We start from the raw sequence: 15,541 nt of genomic DNA on the forward strand, positions 1-15,541 counted from the left end.
TGTGGTCCGAATATGTGCTTGCAGCGTGCACGTATGCCGTGTGCTGTGGTCTGGTGTTAGTTGTTCTGATCGGTTGGTGTTCCTTTGTTTGTCTTTTGGATGGGGCGGCGACACGTGCGATACACACGCGTAAGTTCGGCGGCAGCGTCAGATGTGTACAAGAGGCGGGCTGTAGGAACAGGCGTGAGTGTGGCGGGGGTGACTAACAGCTGGCTAACAGTGCCGGCTAAGGAGCTGTTAACCACGGGGTGCATTGTGGCGTTGCCGGGATGGTCCGGCCACGAACACGAACAGGAGAACCCCCATGTTGAAGTCGCTCACCCTCGCCACTGTTGCTCTGCTGGCCGTCGCGCCGGCCGTACAGGCCGCGCCGCTGGGCATGGCCCAGGTTGAACAGACCCTGCGCAAGGCCGGCTACACCCAGATCCACGAGATCGAACGCGATGATGGCCTGTGGGAGGCCGACGTGAGCCGCGCCGATGGCCGCTTCAGCGAGGTTTACGTGGACCCGAAGACCGGCGAGATCTTCGACGAGCACAGCCGCCGCGCGCTGTTGACCACCGAGCAGGTGCTGGCACGGGCACAGGCGCATGGCCTGCGCGAGATCCATTCGCTGGAACGCGATGGTGCGACCTGGTCGCTGGAAGCCCGCAATGCCCGCAACCAGAAGGTTGAGGTGCGCCTGAGTGGTTATGACGGCCGCATCCTGCACAGCGAGCGCGATGGCTGGCTGGATTGATTCGCGTGCGGGTAGGTGCCGGTCGCTGGTCGGCACACGGGGAGAAAGCGTGTCGACCAAGGTCGACACCCACCGGCACATGCGAGGTCGACACCTACCGGCACATGCAAGGTCGACACCTACCAAGCGTACGCAGCGGTAGTGGCCGACCTTGGTCGGCCCAGGCCCGGCGCAGGGCGTTACCAGCCGTACGGCGGCGGGTAATCCCAATAGCCCGGGCCGCGGCCGTAGTAGCCGCCATATGGGCCGAAGAAGCCCGGGCCCTTGCCTTCGCTCACGTGGATGTTGACGTTGACCCCGTGGGTCTTGCCCTCATCGGTGGTGTAGTTCTTGCTCAGGTTCAGCGTGGCCGCGTTGTAGTGGCTGTTGCCGCCATTCTTGGAATAACCGATGCCGGTAGTGAAGCTGCCGGACACCTTGACCTTGTCGTCGGTCACGTCGGCGATCTTCGCGTCGTCGTGCACGCGCGGGCCGCTCTTGTCGCCGTAATAGGTGCCCGGCGGGTCCTGCTGCAGGGCCGGGTCATTCAGATAGCGCATCGGTGCCTGCGGCAGCGACAGATCCAGGCCGGTCGCCTGCGGCGCGGTCGCGCCGGCGGCGGACTGGGCCAGCACGGTTCCCGGCAGGGCCAGGCACAGCAGCAGGGTCAGGGGGCGGATCATGACGGCGCTCCAGCGGACAGGTGGCCACGCAACACGCGGCGGTACAGCCCGACGCTAGCAGGGGTTGCTTGAATGATGCCTGTCGGCGCCCGCTTGCGGTAGAGCCAGGCCATGCCTGACTGCACGCTACAGCCGTCCGAACCCGAACAGCCCCGCCAGCGGATGCTTGTGCCGTTCGATCCGGGCCCGCAGCAGCTGCGCGCCGATCATTGAATAGGTGATGCCGTTGCCGCCATAGGCCATGGCGAAATTCACCCTCGGGCCCCACTGATCGTGCGGGCCGAAGAACGGCAGGCCGTCGGCCGTTTCGGCGAAGGTGCCGGCCCAGGAAAACGCCGGCACCGGGTCCAGCCGTGGGAACCAATGCAGCAGCTGTTTCATCAGCGTGTCGGCCTTGCGCTCTACGCGCCGGTCGCGGCGGGCGGGGATGTCGATGGCGTCGTCCAGCCCGCCCACCAGCAGGCGACGCTCGCCGGTGGCGCGCAGGTACAGGTAGGGGCGGGCGCTTTCCCACACCATCGTGTTGCGCAGCCGGCCGAGCACGTCCGCATCGATGGGATCGGTGATGAAAGCGTAGCTGCTGCGGTTGCGTGCGACCCGTTGCTTGAGCCAGCGCTGGTTGGCATAGCCCATTGCCAGCACCACGTGGCGGGCATGGATCGTGGCGCCGCCCTCGGTGAGGGCGCTCACGCCGCGTGCGGTGGGTGTGAGCGTGTGCAGCACCGTGCGGTCATGCACCTGGCCGCCGCGACGGCGCACACGTTGCAGCAACCCATAGGTCAGGCGATAGGGATCGACCCGCGCCGCCTGGCGCGTGAGCAGGGCACCACCGGCGTCCACGTCGAAGCGTTCCTGCAGTGCCTCCGGGCCCAGCCAGCGGGCATCCAGGCCGATGCTGCGCCGCGCCTCACCTTCGGCCATCAGGCGCGGCACGTCGCGATGGCGGCTGGCCAGGTACAGGCTGTCCATACGCTGGAAATCCACGTCTTTCAGGCCGCGAGCGACCTCGCCCAGCGCCGGAATCGCCTCCGCACAGGCCCGGTAAGCCAGTGCAGCGGCGTCCTCGCCGTAGCGCTGGGCCAGTTCCAGCAGGTGGGTATCGATCTCGTACTGCAGTAGCGCGGTGCTGGCAGCCGTGCTGCCCCAGCCGATGTCGCGCTGCTCGATCACTGCCACGTCGTGGCCATGCCGGGACAGTTCGTCCGCAATCAGCGCACCGGTGATGCCGCCGCCGACCACCAGCACGTCGCAGCGCAGGTCGTTCTCCAGCGGCGGGAACGCTTGGATCAATCCATTGCGTACCGCCCACCACGGGTAACCACTCTTCAGGTCCATGGCCGTGTGCTGCTCAGGCGGTGGGACGGCCGGTGTGCGGGGTCTGGATCAGTTCGGACAGATCGAAGCCCTGCAGGCGGGCGGTGGCCAGATAATGGTCCTGCACGGTGGCGTCCAGCTGCGGTTCGCGGGCCAGCAGCCACAGGTACTTGCGGTCCGGGCTGCCAACCAGCGACACGCTGTAGTCCGGAGCGACCTGGATCACCCAGTAGTCGCCCTTGGCGAACGGCAACCAGCGCAGGCCCTTGGGCAGGAAGCTCACCTCCAGGCGCGCGCTGTCGTTGTCGACGGCACAGGCCTCGCCGGTGGCCTCCTCGACCTCGCCATCCATACGGCAGCGGTTGGTGACGCCGACGTTGCCGTTGTCGAGCAGGGTGTAGTGCGCCGACACGTCGGTGCAGCCTTCCGGTTCATGGCGCATCGGCAGGCGCGCGATCTCGTACCAGGTGCCCAGGTAGCGGGGCAGCTTGAGGTCGGCAACGGTCTTCAGCGGCGGGTGCTCGGTCATCGGCGGTCGTGGCAGGGGGGGGCCTCCACGATGCCGATGGCCTTGCCATGGGCGGGTGAAGCCGGGGCGATGGCCGTGTCCAGAACGTTCCGTCGCCCCGGCGGAGCGCCCGTTGTCATCGGCATGGCGGTATCCTGCAGCCAGCGCCGTGTTTTCCTGATCCAACCGAGGTGGAGGTGCCGATGTACCAGGTGATCCTGTTGAAGAGTGAATCCGCGTTCGCACGCGAACAGTGGCCGCAGGTCGATGACCTGGTGGACTACGAAGGCGTGGCCTACAGCCTGCGTGCCGGCCCGCGCCAGCCGCTGCCGACCGACCACGACTGGCACCCGGTGGCGGTGTACGCGCCCGATGAGATCACCGAGGAAGAGTTCCAGGACTGGTACGCGCTGCAGCAGCCGGCCGTGGAAGAGCTGCGCCTGAAGTACTGATGCTCGACGCTGCCAGGGCCGCCCATCCGCCCTTGACCGCCTCTGCCGTATAGTCGCGCGCAGGCGCGGTGGTCCGCGCGAACCGGTGTGGCTGGCTTGTCTTCTTTCCTGCGATCGATCCGTGCACGGGGGCCCTGGTGGGTCCTGATGCTGTGCGCCGCCCTCCTGCTGTCCGCGCCGGTGCTGGCACAGGATGAAGACGCCACGCCAAAGCAGCAGCTGGCGCAGATCGATTCCAGGCTGAAGGAGATCGATCGCAAGCGCGGCGATGCTGAAGCCATCGAGACGCTGGCGATGCTGTCCGAGAATGCTTCGCAGGCGCGGCGTGACGCCGAGGCGCTGGAAAAGGAGCTGCAGCCACAGCTGGTTCGCTTCGACGAACAACTGGCGCAGCTGGGCACGCCTGCCGAGGGCGCCACCGAGCCGCCCGAACTGGCGGCGCAGAGGCGCACCATCAACAAGCAGCGCGATGGCCTGGCCGCGTCGGTGGCACAGGCCAAGACCAGTGCCGTGCGTGCCCAGCAGCTGGCAACCGACATCGACCAGCAGCGCACTGCACAACGCGCCGAAGACATGGGGAAGAAGGTCGCCTCGCCGTTGTCTCCGGCGCTGTGGAGCAAGGTTGCCGAGCGCCTGCCGATCGATATCGCACGGGTCGCGCCGTTGGCCGAGCAGGGGCGCGATACGTTCGTCGCCGGCGTCCGGGCCAATGGCTGGGGCACGCCGTTGCTGGGCCTGATCGCTGCGTTGGTGATGATGTTCCCGCTGCGGCTGTGGCTGCGTAGGCTGGGCCGCGGGTTCGCAGCCTCCGAGCGTGCGCCGGACGGTCGCCTGCGCCGCTCCGGATTGGCCATGTGGCTGCTGCTGGTCGGTACGCTGCTGCCCGGCTATGCCGTGGTGGTGCTGATGGCAGCGCTCGATGCGATCGATGCCATCGCGCCGCGCCTGCAGGTGGTGGCCGACGGCCTGGAGACGGCCACCTTCCGCGCCGCCTTCATCGCTGCACTCAGTGCCTGCATGCTGGTGCCCAAGCGCCCGTCATGGCGGTTGCTGAATCTGGATGACACCGCCGCACTGAAGCTGCGCAAGTACGCCTGGGGCGCGGCGGCGCTGGCCTGGCTGAGCACGGTGCTGTTGGCCCTCGATCAAGCCACGCGTACCAGCGACGTCACCACGGTGGCGCTGGATGGCCTGATTGCGCTGACCTACCTCGGCCTGATCATGGCCATGCTGGTGACCCTGGCGCGCCTGCACCGCCGGCAGACCGCCGAAGCAGAGGCCAAGCTTGAGGCACAGGCCGATGGCGTGGGCGCGGCCACGCCGGTGCGCCGCAGCAGCTGGCTGGTACTGGCTCGCGTGGCGGGCAACGTCGCGGTGGTGGCCGCCATCGTCGCGACGTTGCTGGGCTACCTGAATTTCGCCAAGTTCGTGAACCAGCAGCTGATCGGCGGCAGCATCGTGGTGCTGGCGGCGACCCTGCTGTTCAAGTTCGTCGATGACCTGAGCACGTGGGCGCTCAATGCCGACAGCAAGGTCGGCCAGACCATCCTGCTCAGTACCGGCCTGAGCGTGTCGCGGCTGGAGCAGGCCGGCGTGCTGCTGTCGGCGGCGCTGCGTACCGTGGTCGTGCTGCTCACGCTGCTTGCCCTGGTGGCGCCGTTCGGCAACATCGGCGCAGTAGTGGAGCGATTCACTTCACTGTTCACGACCGGATTCGATATCGGTGGCACCAAGCTGGCACCGGCAGGGATCGTGATGGCGGTACTGGCGCTGCTGGCCGGCCTGGCGATCACCCAGCTGGTGCAGCGCTGGCTGACCGACACCTATCTGCCCAAGACCGAACTGGACCTGGGCGCACGTAATTCGGTCAGTACGGTTGCCCGCTACGTCGGCATCATCATCGCGGTGATCTGGGCGCTGAGCGCGATGGGCCTGCAGCTGAGCAAACTGGCATTGCTGGTCAGCGCGCTGTCGGTGGGTATTGGTTTCGGCCTGCAGGTGATCACCCAGAACTTTGTCTCCGGCCTGATCCTGCTGGCCGAGCGGCCGGTGAAGATCGGCGACTGGGTGAAGCTGGGTGACCAGGAGGGCGACATCCGCCGCATCAGCCTGCGATCGACCGAGATCCAGGTGGGCGACAAGTCGACGTTGATCGTGCCCAACTCCGAGCTGGTCACCAAGACCGTGCGCAACATGACGATGGGCAACAACCAGGGCCGCATCCAGATCCAGTTCGCGGTGCCACCCAGCACCGACGTCGGCAATCTGCGGCAGGCGATGCTGGATGCGTACACCGCGCACACCAACGTGCTGAAGCAGCCGGCACCGACGGTCTACATCGACAGCATTGCCGGTGGCCAGATCACCATCAACAGCTTTGCGTACGTAGCCAGCCCGCGACAGGTCTACGCCACCCGCAGCGATCTGTACTTCAGCCTGCTGCAGATCCTCGCCGAGCGGAACATCCCGCTGTCGACCCCGACCGACATACACATCACCCGCGATCCGCAGTAGTGCCGGCCGCTGGCCGGCAACCTCAGAAGCAACAGCAACAGCAACAGCAACAGTGTGCATTCCGTGGGATGGCGGGGTGGTGTGGGTGGGCAGGACACGCCGTAAACCCATCCATGGGGGCTCGATGGCGCCATCCATGGCACCAACGGTCCTGCCCACCCACACCGCCCCACCTTTGACAGTTTCCCGGTGGCCAGTAGATCCACGCCATGCGTGGATGAATCTCCATCGAAATCGAATATCTCGACAATTGATCGAAGAACATCCACGCATGGCGTGGATCTACGTGTCGACCAAGGTCGACACCCACCAAGAGCACGCCATGCCGTTCCGACAGATCGCGGGAAACTGTCGAAGGCTGGGTGGGTCCGGTTGCGGGGGCGTGAGCCGCATGGATGCGGCGACCGAGCTTACATGGACGTACTTGCAGCGTCCCCCGCAACTGGACCCACCCAGCCATCCCACGCAATGCCCCCTGTTGCCGTTGCTTCTGAGGTTGCCGGCCAGCGGCCGGCACTACCACGGGTGCAGGGCGCAGCCCTGCAAAGAACCCTATCCCCGCGGTCGGCTGCGCGACGGCACCAGTGCGAACGTATCCACCGCCAGCTTCTCGGCATGGTTCAACCACGCGCGGATCTCCAGATCATCCACTTCGTGGTCCAGCCCGAACGACACGTTGATCTTGCCGTTGGCATCGGGCTGCACCCACTGCTGGGCCAGCACCACCTTGCGCTGCGAGGACACCGCCTCGATCCAGAAACCACGATCCGGGCGCGTGCTCGCCACCAGCTGCAGCATGTACTGGCCGGCGCGGGTGCGGCGACCCTTCTGGGTGATCATGTGCGCCTGGCGCACGCTCGGGCGCGGGCCCTGGAATGCGTCCAGCGGTGCATCCACCGCGATGCCGCCACGCAGGTCGTTGTCGCGGTAGAGCTTGATGCCGTTGTCACGGTTGACCAGCAGGGCACACCAGTCACCGTCGGCTGAGCCATCCTCGAATGCGGTGCAACGGTCGACGTAGGCCAGGGTGTTGTCCGGGTTGGCATCATCGAACTGGCGCGAGGTGTTTTCCAGGTACACCGACTTCAACCCCCAGTCCTTGTCGTACTCCAGCAGTACCGGCGGCTGCACGTGTTGCAGGCCGACCACCACCTGGTCATCGCCGTCGATCTTCAGCTCGCGGGTCGGTTCGCCCAGCCACAGCGAACGCGCGAAGGCCAGGTACTGCGGATAATCGCGGCCGCCATCGCGCTGGGTGGCCACGCTGGCGCTGGGCGCGCGCTGGGTATCGATCAGTGAACGGCCAAAGCCCATCGTCTTCAGGTTCGGGTCCAGCAGGCTGAGCAGGGTCGCACCCGAATCCAGGGTGGTGCCGGCGTCGGCGCTGAGCTGCTGCGGGGCAATGCCATCGCCCAGGAACAGCAGCAGGTTCTCGCGCTTCTGCCGGGTCAGGATGTGGGTCAGATCGTTGGGCATCGCCAGGTGGTCGGAGGCGATCACGATCAGCGTGTCCTTGCCGTACGGGCTGGCCTGGATGCGCTGCACCAGCTGCGAGATCAGCCGGTCGCTGCACTTGAGCGCGTTGAGCATGTTGATGTTGCCGTACTGGCTCTGGTAGCGCTCGCCCTTGCACGACACCGGCAGGTGACCTGCCGGGTGGTGGGTGTCCATGGTCAGCGTGGTCAGCATGAACGGTGAACCGGCGCGCGAGAGCTGCTCGAAGCGCTGGTAGGCGGTATCCAGCAGCACGTCGTCGTGCACGCCCCAGGCCGAGTAGTGGATGCGGCCGATCTTCTTCTGCTGCTTGAACCACGCCAGGTCATGCACTTCATCAAAGCCGTGGCTGGCCAGGAACTGGCCCTTGCCGGCGAACTGGCCGTTGGCACCGCCAAGATAATGGTTGGTGTAGCCCTGCTGCTTCAGGTAGTCGCCCAGGCACACCGCCTTGGGCAGGAAGCTGCCCATGCGGTCCATGCTGTTCTCATCGCCCTGCGAGGTGGTCAACGGCACGCCGCACATCGACGACACCAGGCCGGCGATGGTCCAGCCGCTGCCCTCGGCCGAGGCCAGCCCGCGCACATCCAGCGACTTCGCGGCCAGGCGGTTGAGATTGGGCATCAGGCCCGGGAACACGCTCTCGTCCAGGTAGGTGCGCTCCAGGCTCTCGCCGTAGATCCAGACGATGTTGCGCGGGCGCTGCAGCGGCTGCGTCGGCACCTGGTACTCGGGGGCGATGCGCGCGAAGTCCACCGGGCGCAGCTGCTGGTAGAGGCGCTGGCCGTCGCGGGCCAGCGGGCTGATCATGATCGTGGCCACCCACACGGCCGCGAACCCGGCGAACAACGCGCCACCGTGGCCGGGCCGGCGCCAGCGCTTCACCCGCGTGGCGAACAGCGGCAGCAGCGAGACCAGCGCCAGCACGATGAAGCCGGCGATGTAGCCCTTGAAGTCGGAGACACCGGCGCCTTCCATGTCAGCGCCGAGGTGGTACAGGGTTGCAGCGTTGAGCCCATCACCGGATAGCTTGTCGATCAGCCACCATGCGCTGAGCATGAGCAGCAGCAGCGAGAATGCACCGGCCTTCCACCACACCCACTTGTTGGACGCGAGGAACAGCCAGCACAGCAGCAACAACGACAACAACAGTATCCAGAGCATAGGCAGCTTCGGCAGTGACGGGATGTTGATGGACGTCGTACCGACGCGTGTCCATCCGACCGGCGCTGTCGCAAGCACATGCACATGACAGGCCGATGACCCGATAGTGCATGCACGAACCTGACTGAAATGTTTGTTGAAATGACGCGCGCGAAATCGCGCTCAGAAGGTAAAACGAGCGTGAAATGGTTCGTTGGATTGCATTAAAAACCGCATGAATACGGGTGTTTTCTCTGACGCGCTAGCGATGCCCGCGTTCTTCGCGTGCCCGCGCACGACGGTCGAACAGCAATGCACTGGTCACGATGCCAAGGCCGAGCACCACGCCGATGAACAACAGAATCAGGGCGATGAGCGGGTAGCCGAACAGGTGCCAGCCGGTGTCGATCTTCATCATCATTGCCGCAGCCATGATCAATGCCGCACTGATGATGCCGGCCGCCACGCGGTTGGCGATCTTCTGCAGGTTCTCCATCAACCGCGATTCTTCCAGGCCGGTCACCTTCATCTGCAGGCGGTTCTCGGCCAGCAGCGCCATGATGTCCGACAGCTTGCGTGGCCCATCGCGCAGCAGCTGCTGCAGCTCCATTGCCTCGCTGGCGAGGTTGGCCGCAGACAGGGATTTTTTCAGGCGCGCACGCATCACGTGCTGCAGCTGGCGTTCGACGATGCGGCGGGTATCCAGGTCCGGTGCCAGCAAGCGGCATACGGTTTCCAGGTTGAGCAGGGCCTTGCCGAGCAGGCTCAGCTCCGGCGGTGTGCGCAGGCCGCAGGCGGTGGCGATGCGCACCATGTCCAGCACCACGCGGCCTTCGGAGAAACTGCCACTGGCCGCATAGCGTGCGATCAGCTGGCCGGTCTCGCGCAGGTAGCGCTCTTCGTCGAACGCCTCCAGCCGCGTGCTGATGCTGATCAGGTCATCGGCTACTTCCTCGCCACGGCCATCGACCGCGGCGAACAGGATCTTCAGCAGGCGCTCGCGCAGGCGCGGCGGCATGTGCGCGACCATGCCCAGGTCGAAGATCGCCAGCCGTCCATCCGGCATCACCCGCAGGTTGCCGGGGTGCGGGTCGGCGTGGATCTCGCCATGTACGAAGATCTGGTCCAGGTAGCCGCGGATCAGCGCCGCCGCCAGCGGGTCCATCGATTGTTCGGTGCGGCGCACATCGGGAATTGCATCCACACGTACGCCGGTGGCCAGTTCCATGGTCAGTACGCGCTGGCTGCTGTAGTCCCACAGCGGCTGCGGAATCCACAGGCGGCGGAACGGCTTCAGGTGTCGGCCGAAACGGGCCAGGTTCTCGGCCTCGGCGTGATAGTCCAGCTCCTGCATCAGGGTCTTGGCGAACTCGTTGAGCCAGTCGCGCAGGCGCACGCGGCGGCCCACCTGGGTCAGGTGGTCGGCGGCCAGCGCGAAGCTGCGCAGCGCCTCCAGGTCCGAGCGCAGTTGTGCCGCCACTTCAGGCTTCTGCACCTTCACCGCCACCTGGCGGCCATCGTGCAGCACCGCGCGATGCACCTGCGCAATCGACGCACAGCCCAGCGGCTCGGGATCGAACGCGGCGAACAGCTTGTTCACCGGTGCGCCCAGCTCCTGCTCGACGATGGCATGGATGCGCTCGACCGGAATCTCGGCCACCTTTTCCTGCATGCGCTCCAGCGCCGTGGCGAACTCCACCGGCACCATGTCCGGGCGGGTAGAGAGCATCTGGCCCAGCTTGACGAAGGTCGGCCCCAGCGCTTCCAGGTCGCTGACGAACTGTTCCGGGTTGCCGTCAGCCGGCACGTCGGCCTGGTTGCTGGCGGCGTCCAGGTTCATGCCCGAGAACACGCCCGAATGGCGGTAGCGCATCAGCAGGCGCAGGATCTGGCTGCGCCGGTTCATGCCTTTGACCAGCGGGGGATTGCCATTGGCGGTGGGCGGATTGCTCAAGCGGAACTCCCATGCGGCAAAGACGGTCGTGCCGGCCGCTGGCCGGCAATGTCCGGATTCCGCAGTGTCGCCGGGGGGCGGTAGGCACGCGGTGAATCCGACCGCTTCCGCAGCCGCCCCGGTATCGGTCAGAATCCGCTCATTCCCTCTCTGGACTTCCCATGGCCGGTGCCAGCCTGTTCGCCCTGCTCGACGATATCGCCACCCTCCTCGACGATGTCTCGGTCCTGACCAAGGTCGCGGCGAAGAAGACCGCCGGCGTGCTGGGCGACGACCTGGCGCTGAACGCGCAGCAGGTTACCGGGGTCAACGCCAACCGCGAGCTGCCGGTGGTGTGGGCGGTGGCCAAGGGCTCGCTGGTCAACAAGGTGATCCTGGTCCCGGCGGCACTGGCGATCAGCGCGCTGGAGGCCTGGCTGCACAGCCGCGGCTGGAACGTGCCGCTGATCGTGCCGCTGATGATGATCGGTGGTGCCTTCCTGTGCTTCGAGGGCGTGGAGAAGCTGGCCCACCGCTTCCTGCACTCAGCCGAGGACGACGCCGAGCATCAGGCCGAACGGCGCAAGGCACTGTCCGATACCCAGGTGGACATGGTGGCGTGGGAGAAGGACAAGGTAAAAGGCGCGATCCGCACCGACTTCATCCTCTCCGCCGAGATCATCGTATTGACCCTGGGCGTGGTCGCTACCGCGCCGTTCACCAACCAGGTGGTCACGCTGGCCGTGGTTGCACTGGCGATGACGGTCTTCGTCTATGGACTGGTCGCGGGCATCGTCAAGCTTGATGACGTCGGCCTGTACCTGTCGCGCAAGGGTGGGGCTGTGGCTGCCTTCGGTCGTGGCCTGGTCGCCTCGGCACCGTGGCTGATGAAGTTCCTGTCGGTGGCCGGCACCATCGCCATGTTCCTGGTCGGTGGCGGCATCCTGGTGCACAACGTGCCGGCGCTGCACCACGCGGTGCAGGCGCTGGGCGGCGAGGGGCAGTGGGGCTGGCTGATCAGTGCTGCGGCCAACATGGTGGTCGGCATCATCGCCGGCGCCATCGTGCTGGCGGCGGTGACCGGGTTCCAGAAGCTGCGCGGGAAGTAATCACCGGCGGATCGCAAGGTAGAGGCCGACCTTGGTCGGCGCTTCGTTTCCCGCGCGCGCCAACCAAGGTTGGCACCTACCAAAGCGGTTCAGGGTGGTCGGCATCGTCGCCGGCGGATTTCCCGGTAGAGGCCGACCTTGGTCGGCGCTTCGTTTCCCGCGCGTGCCAACCAAGGTTGGCACCTACCAAAGCGGTTCAGGGTGGTCGGCATCGTCGCCGGCGGGTTCCCCGGTAGAGGCCGACCTTGGTCGGCGCTTCGTTTCCCGCGCGTGCCAACCAAGGTTGGCACCTACCGAAGCGGTTTAGGGTGGTCGGCATCGTCGCCGGCGGGTTCCCCGGTAGAGGCCGACCTTGGTCGGCGCTTCGTTTCCCGCGTGCGCCAACCAAGGTTGGCACCTACCAAAGCGGTTCAGGGTGGTCGGCATCGTCGCCGGCGGATTTCCCGGTAGAGGCCGACCTTGGTCGGCGCTTCGTTTCCCGCGCGTGCCAACCAAGGTTGGCACCTACCAAAGCGGTTTGCGGCGGGCCGGACGGTCAGCCCGCCTGCACCCGGTTCTTGCCCTGCCGCTTGGCCGCATACAGCGCGTCATCGGCGCGGCGCAGCAGGGTTTCGGTATCGTCGCCCGGCTGCCATTGCGCTAACCCAGCGCTGAAATGCACTGGCACGCGCTGGTCCTGCACGGTCAGCACGCGGTGCGCCAGCGAGCGCTGCAGGCGCTGCACGGTGGCCATGCTGTCGGCACCCTGGGTTTCCGGCAGCACCAGCACGAACTCGTCGCCACCCAGCCGTGCGATGCCGTCGGTGGCGCGCAGCAGCAGCTTGCACACGGCCACCAGGTGCTGCAGCAATGCATCGCCACCGGCGTGGCCGTGCGCCTCGTTGGTCAGGTGGAAATCATCCAGGTCGATCATCGCCACGCCCAGCGGTGAGTTGTTGCGCGCGGCGCGCGCCAGTTCACGCTGCAGCAGTTCGTCCAGGCCGCGACGGTTCAGCGCCTGGGTCAGTGGATCGATGCGTGCCAGGTCACCAGCGGCACGCAGTTCCTGCTCCAACTCGGCAATGCGCTGCTCTGCACGTTCCACTTCCTGCCGCGCATTGGCCAGGTGATCGCGGGCCTGCGCGGCCTGCTGCTGCACCTTGCCGGTGTCGCGCATCACGTCCTGCAGCAGCTGGTTGAGGTCGGCGATGCTGCGCGCCTCACGCAGTTGCAGCGCGTAGCTGCCGATTCGGTCGTGATATTCACCGGTGCTGGTGGCCATGCCATCCATGCGTTCGATGAACTCGCCCATCAACCCGCGCATCGCCGCTTTGGAATCGTCGATGCCCTGGCGTAGCAGGCCCTGCTTGTAGATCACTTCACGCAGTTCGGCGCGGGTGCGCTCGACTGCTTCAGCTTCCAGCGGCCCGTCCAGCAGCTGGCGCACCGCAGCGATCTGGCCCTGCAGCCAGCTGCGGTCATCCAGCAGCTCGCTCACGTTTTCCAACAGCAGCGCGAACAGCTCCAGCAGCAGCGCCTGCTGCTCCTGCCAGCTCTCGGCGCGCACGCCGACCTGGTGGCCGAGTTCGCGCACGCCCTGTTCGATCGGCTCCAGTGCGGTACCCGGCTGCCACTGGCGCAGGTGCATGGCCAGTGCCTGCGCCTGTTCACGCAGATCCGGGTCGTGCTGCAGCAGAGCTACCACCGCGCCGCCCAGCAGCAGGCGCAGCTGCTCGGACATGCGCAGGCTTTCCGGCTGCCCATCCGGCGAATGCTGTTCGATGGTGCGGATGTACTTGTCGATCAACTGCCGCATCGCGCGTCCATAGCGCGGCCAATCGGCGCTGGCCTGCGCCGATTGCAGGCGGTCACCCATGTCGCCCAGCTCGCCGGGCAGGGTGGCCATGCCGTTGGCGAACGCCGCCAGCAGCGGCTCCGGCGCGTCGGCGCCGGCGAACAGCTGCTGCAGTGCCACGCCACCCCCGCCCTGCAGTACCACGCGGTCGCCCAGCCCATCGTCCACCACCGCGCGCACGCGTGCCGGCGGCCCAAGGGCGGTACCGGGGGCTGGGCGGTGGTCGGGCTGGTCCGTCATGGAGCGAATCCTGGGGCTGGCAGGGACTGGTTCCAGCATATCGGCGCGGCCGCCGACGGCTTGAACGGCTAGGATGGGCGACAGGATGCCGCAGTGGAGGTGGTGATGCGCGTGATGTTGCTGGGGGCGACGGGCCTGGTGGGCGGGCTGACCCTGTCCCGGCTGCTGGACGACCCGCGCTGCAGTGGCGTGGTTGCTCCCACCCGCCGCCCGTTGGGCGTAACCGACGGGAAGCTGGAGAACCCGGTGCTGGCCTTCGATGCGCTGCCTGCCGCCGCCGAGTGGGCGCGCGTGGACGCGGTCATCTGTGCGCTGGGCAGCACCATTGCCCAGGCTGGCAGCCGCGAGGCCTTCCATCGCATCGACCATGACTACCCGCTGGCGTTCGCCCGCCTGGCGCAGGCGCAGGGTGCGCAGGCCTATGTGCTGAATTCCGCGGCTGGCGCTAACCCGCAGTCGTCGATCTTCTACAGCCGGGTGAAGGGTGAGTTGGAGCGCGATCTGCGCGCGCTGGGCTTCAACTCGTTGACCCTGGTCCGCCCAGGGCTGATCGGGGGCGAGCGCAGCGAGGTGCGTCGTGGCGAGCGCCTGGCGCTGACGGTGCTGGGTGCATTGGGACCGGTGTTGCCACGGGCGTGGCGGATCAACCCGGCCAGCGAGATCGCCAAGGCACTGGTCGAGGCCGCGCTGGCCCCGCAACCGGGTGAGCACGTGGTGGCATCGAGCGCACTGGTCGGCTGATGTCGCGTGCGCTGCGCCTGACACAGCTTCAACAGCTGCTGCGCCGCCATCGGCGGCCGGTGGCCGGGCAGGTGCTGGCCGACGCGCTGGGCATCAGCCTGCGCACGCTGTACCGCGATATCGAAACCCTGCGCGAGCAGGGCGCCGACCTGCGTGGCGAGGCTGGCGTCGGCTACCAGCTGGCGCCGAGCGATACCCTGCCACCGATGACCCTGCCGCCCGCCGAGATTGACGCGTTGGTGCTGGGCCTGCGCTGGGTTGCCGCGCGCACCGAGCCGGCGCTGGCCGAGGCCGCACGTGATGCACTGGCGCGTATCGCGCATGTGCTGCCAGCAGCACGCCGCGAGGCCTTGCGTGACAGTGGTCTGCGCGTTGGCCCTTCGCGCGCCGCGGCCAAGGTGCCGCCTGCACGTCTGCAGGCCGTGCGCGAAGCAGTGGGTTCGCAGCAGCGCCTGAAGTTCGGCTACGAGGATGCGCACGGCCGGCGCAGCGAGCGCATCGTCTGGCCGTTCGCGCTGGGCTACTTCGATGAGGTGCCGATGCTGGCGGCGTGGTGTGAGAGCCGCGAGGATTTCCGTCATTTCCGGCTGGACCGTATCCGCCAGGTGCGCGTGCTGGAGGATCGCTACCTCGTGCCACGCGCCACGCTGCTGCGGCGCTGGCAGAAGGCACAGGGCATCGCGCCGGACTGGTTGGATCGTTCGTAGCGTCGAGCTTGTTCGCCTGCTTCCGTGTTTCGCTTCGTGCTGCTGGTGGGATGGGGTGGTGGCCTTTGCTCTTTGCTCCTGGTAGATGTCGAGCTTGCTCGACTGCCCTTGATCTTCGCGAATAGCAGTCGAGCAAGCTCGACCTCTACCA

General features: G+C 66.7%; 11 protein-coding genes and 1 pseudogene. 6 read left to right on the top strand and 6 right to left on the bottom strand.

The window, feature by feature from the left end:
- Positions 1-304: 304 nt before the first annotated feature.
- Complete coding sequence (locus EKL94_RS20360) at positions 305-739, top strand: PepSY domain-containing protein (protein WP_126930424.1); 435 nt, start codon at positions 305-307, stop codon at positions 737-739.
- 179 nt (positions 740-918) lie between these two features.
- Here EKL94_RS20360 and EKL94_RS20365 read toward each other — a convergent pair whose 3' ends face one another.
- The 3 genes from EKL94_RS20365 to EKL94_RS20375 all read right to left on the bottom strand — a co-directional run bounded on the left by EKL94_RS20365 (position 919) and on the right by EKL94_RS20375 (position 3,244).
- Entirely contained in the window at positions 919-1,401 is a 483-nt protein-coding gene (locus tag EKL94_RS20365; protein WP_126930425.1) for a hypothetical protein, read from the bottom strand.
- 126 nt (positions 1,402-1,527) lie between these two features.
- Positions 1,528-2,736 carry an NAD(P)/FAD-dependent oxidoreductase gene (locus EKL94_RS20370; RefSeq protein WP_126930426.1) on the bottom strand — a complete coding sequence of 403 codons (1,209 nt, stop codon included), beginning with the start codon at positions 2,734-2,736 and terminating at the stop codon, positions 1,528-1,530.
- A gap of 13 nt (positions 2,737-2,749) precedes the next feature.
- Positions 2,750-3,244: a lipocalin family protein gene (locus EKL94_RS20375; protein ID WP_126930427.1), complete on the bottom strand. Its 495-nt coding sequence runs from the start codon at positions 3,242-3,244 to the stop codon at positions 2,750-2,752.
- A gap of 182 nt (positions 3,245-3,426) precedes the next feature.
- Between EKL94_RS20375 and EKL94_RS20380 the strand changes: the two genes are divergently transcribed.
- Together EKL94_RS20380 and EKL94_RS20385 are read left to right on the top strand one after the other, a co-directional pair.
- The gene (locus tag EKL94_RS20380; protein ID WP_049422925.1) at positions 3,427-3,675 is read left to right on the top strand and encodes a hypothetical protein; all 249 of its coding nucleotides are present in this window, start codon (positions 3,427-3,429) and stop codon (positions 3,673-3,675) included.
- 147 nt (positions 3,676-3,822) lie between these two features.
- Positions 3,823-6,189, top strand: coding sequence for a DUF3772 domain-containing protein (locus EKL94_RS20385; protein WP_126930428.1), 2,367 nt, complete (start codon positions 3,823-3,825; stop codon positions 6,187-6,189).
- 552 nt (positions 6,190-6,741) lie between these two features.
- Here EKL94_RS20385 and EKL94_RS20395 read toward each other — a convergent pair.
- Together EKL94_RS20395 and EKL94_RS20400 are read right to left on the bottom strand one after the other, a co-directional pair.
- Positions 6,742-8,847: a phosphoglycerol transferase I gene (locus EKL94_RS20395; protein WP_126930429.1), complete on the bottom strand. Its 2,106-nt coding sequence runs from the start codon at positions 8,845-8,847 to the stop codon at positions 6,742-6,744.
- 241 nt (positions 8,848-9,088) lie between these two features.
- Positions 9,089-10,735: pseudogene (locus EKL94_RS20400) on the bottom strand (ABC1 kinase family protein); the annotation flags it as partial.
- A 206-nt stretch (positions 10,736-10,941) separates the two neighbouring features.
- On the opposite strand from EKL94_RS20400, the gene EKL94_RS20405 reads away from it, so the two are divergent.
- Positions 10,942-11,868, top strand: coding sequence for a DUF808 domain-containing protein (locus tag EKL94_RS20405; RefSeq protein ID WP_126930430.1), 927 nt, complete (start codon positions 10,942-10,944; stop codon positions 11,866-11,868).
- 535 nt (positions 11,869-12,403) lie between these two features.
- Here EKL94_RS20405 and EKL94_RS20410 read toward each other — a convergent pair.
- Complete coding sequence (locus EKL94_RS20410; protein WP_126930431.1) at positions 12,404-13,942, bottom strand: GGDEF domain-containing protein; 1,539 nt, start codon at positions 13,940-13,942, stop codon at positions 12,404-12,406.
- 105 nt (positions 13,943-14,047) lie between these two features.
- On the opposite strand from EKL94_RS20410, the gene EKL94_RS20415 reads away from it, so the two are divergent.
- Both EKL94_RS20415 and EKL94_RS20420 read left to right on the top strand, forming a co-directional pair.
- On the top strand, positions 14,048-14,683 hold the full coding sequence (locus tag EKL94_RS20415; RefSeq protein ID WP_185830065.1) for a Rossmann-fold NAD(P)-binding domain-containing protein: 636 nt from the start codon (positions 14,048-14,050) through the stop codon (positions 14,681-14,683).
- Positions 14,683-15,390 carry a helix-turn-helix transcriptional regulator gene (locus tag EKL94_RS20420; RefSeq protein WP_126930433.1) on the top strand — a complete coding sequence of 236 codons (708 nt, stop codon included), beginning with the start codon at positions 14,683-14,685 and terminating at the stop codon, positions 15,388-15,390. Before EKL94_RS20415 ends, EKL94_RS20420 begins: the two co-directional genes overlap by 1 nt.
- Positions 15,391-15,541: the final 151 nt, after the last annotated feature.

This window comes from Stenotrophomonas maltophilia (genome assembly GCF_003970865.1).
Classification (GTDB): Bacteria; Pseudomonadota; Gammaproteobacteria; order Xanthomonadales; family Xanthomonadaceae; genus Stenotrophomonas; species Stenotrophomonas maltophilia_AR.

Excerpts from the sequence above, each read along its gene's own strand:
- EKL94_RS20410 (WP_126930431.1), bottom strand. The coding sequence starts at position 13,942 with ATGACGGACCAGCCCGACCACCGCCCAGCCCCCGGTACCGCCCTTGGG.
- EKL94_RS20370 (WP_126930426.1), bottom strand. The coding sequence starts at position 2,736 with ATGGACCTGAAGAGTGGTTACCCGTGGTGGGCGGTACGCAATGGATTG.
- EKL94_RS20365 (WP_126930425.1), bottom strand. The coding sequence starts at position 1,401 with ATGATCCGCCCCCTGACCCTGCTGCTGTGCCTGGCCCTGCCGGGAACC.
- EKL94_RS20405 (WP_126930430.1), top strand. The coding sequence starts at position 10,942 with ATGGCCGGTGCCAGCCTGTTCGCCCTGCTCGACGATATCGCCACCCTC.
- EKL94_RS20385 (WP_126930428.1), top strand. The coding sequence starts at position 3,823 with ATGCTGTGCGCCGCCCTCCTGCTGTCCGCGCCGGTGCTGGCACAGGAT.
- EKL94_RS20395 (WP_126930429.1), bottom strand. The coding sequence starts at position 8,847 with ATGCTCTGGATACTGTTGTTGTCGTTGTTGCTGCTGTGCTGGCTGTTC.
- EKL94_RS20360 (WP_126930424.1), top strand. The coding sequence starts at position 305 with ATGTTGAAGTCGCTCACCCTCGCCACTGTTGCTCTGCTGGCCGTCGCG.
- EKL94_RS20375 (WP_126930427.1), bottom strand. The coding sequence starts at position 3,244 with ATGACCGAGCACCCGCCGCTGAAGACCGTTGCCGACCTCAAGCTGCCC.
- EKL94_RS20380 (WP_049422925.1), top strand. The coding sequence starts at position 3,427 with ATGTACCAGGTGATCCTGTTGAAGAGTGAATCCGCGTTCGCACGCGAA.
- EKL94_RS20420 (WP_126930433.1), top strand. The coding sequence starts at position 14,683 with ATGTCGCGTGCGCTGCGCCTGACACAGCTTCAACAGCTGCTGCGCCGC.
- EKL94_RS20415 (WP_185830065.1), top strand. The coding sequence starts at position 14,048 with ATGCGCGTGATGTTGCTGGGGGCGACGGGCCTGGTGGGCGGGCTGACC.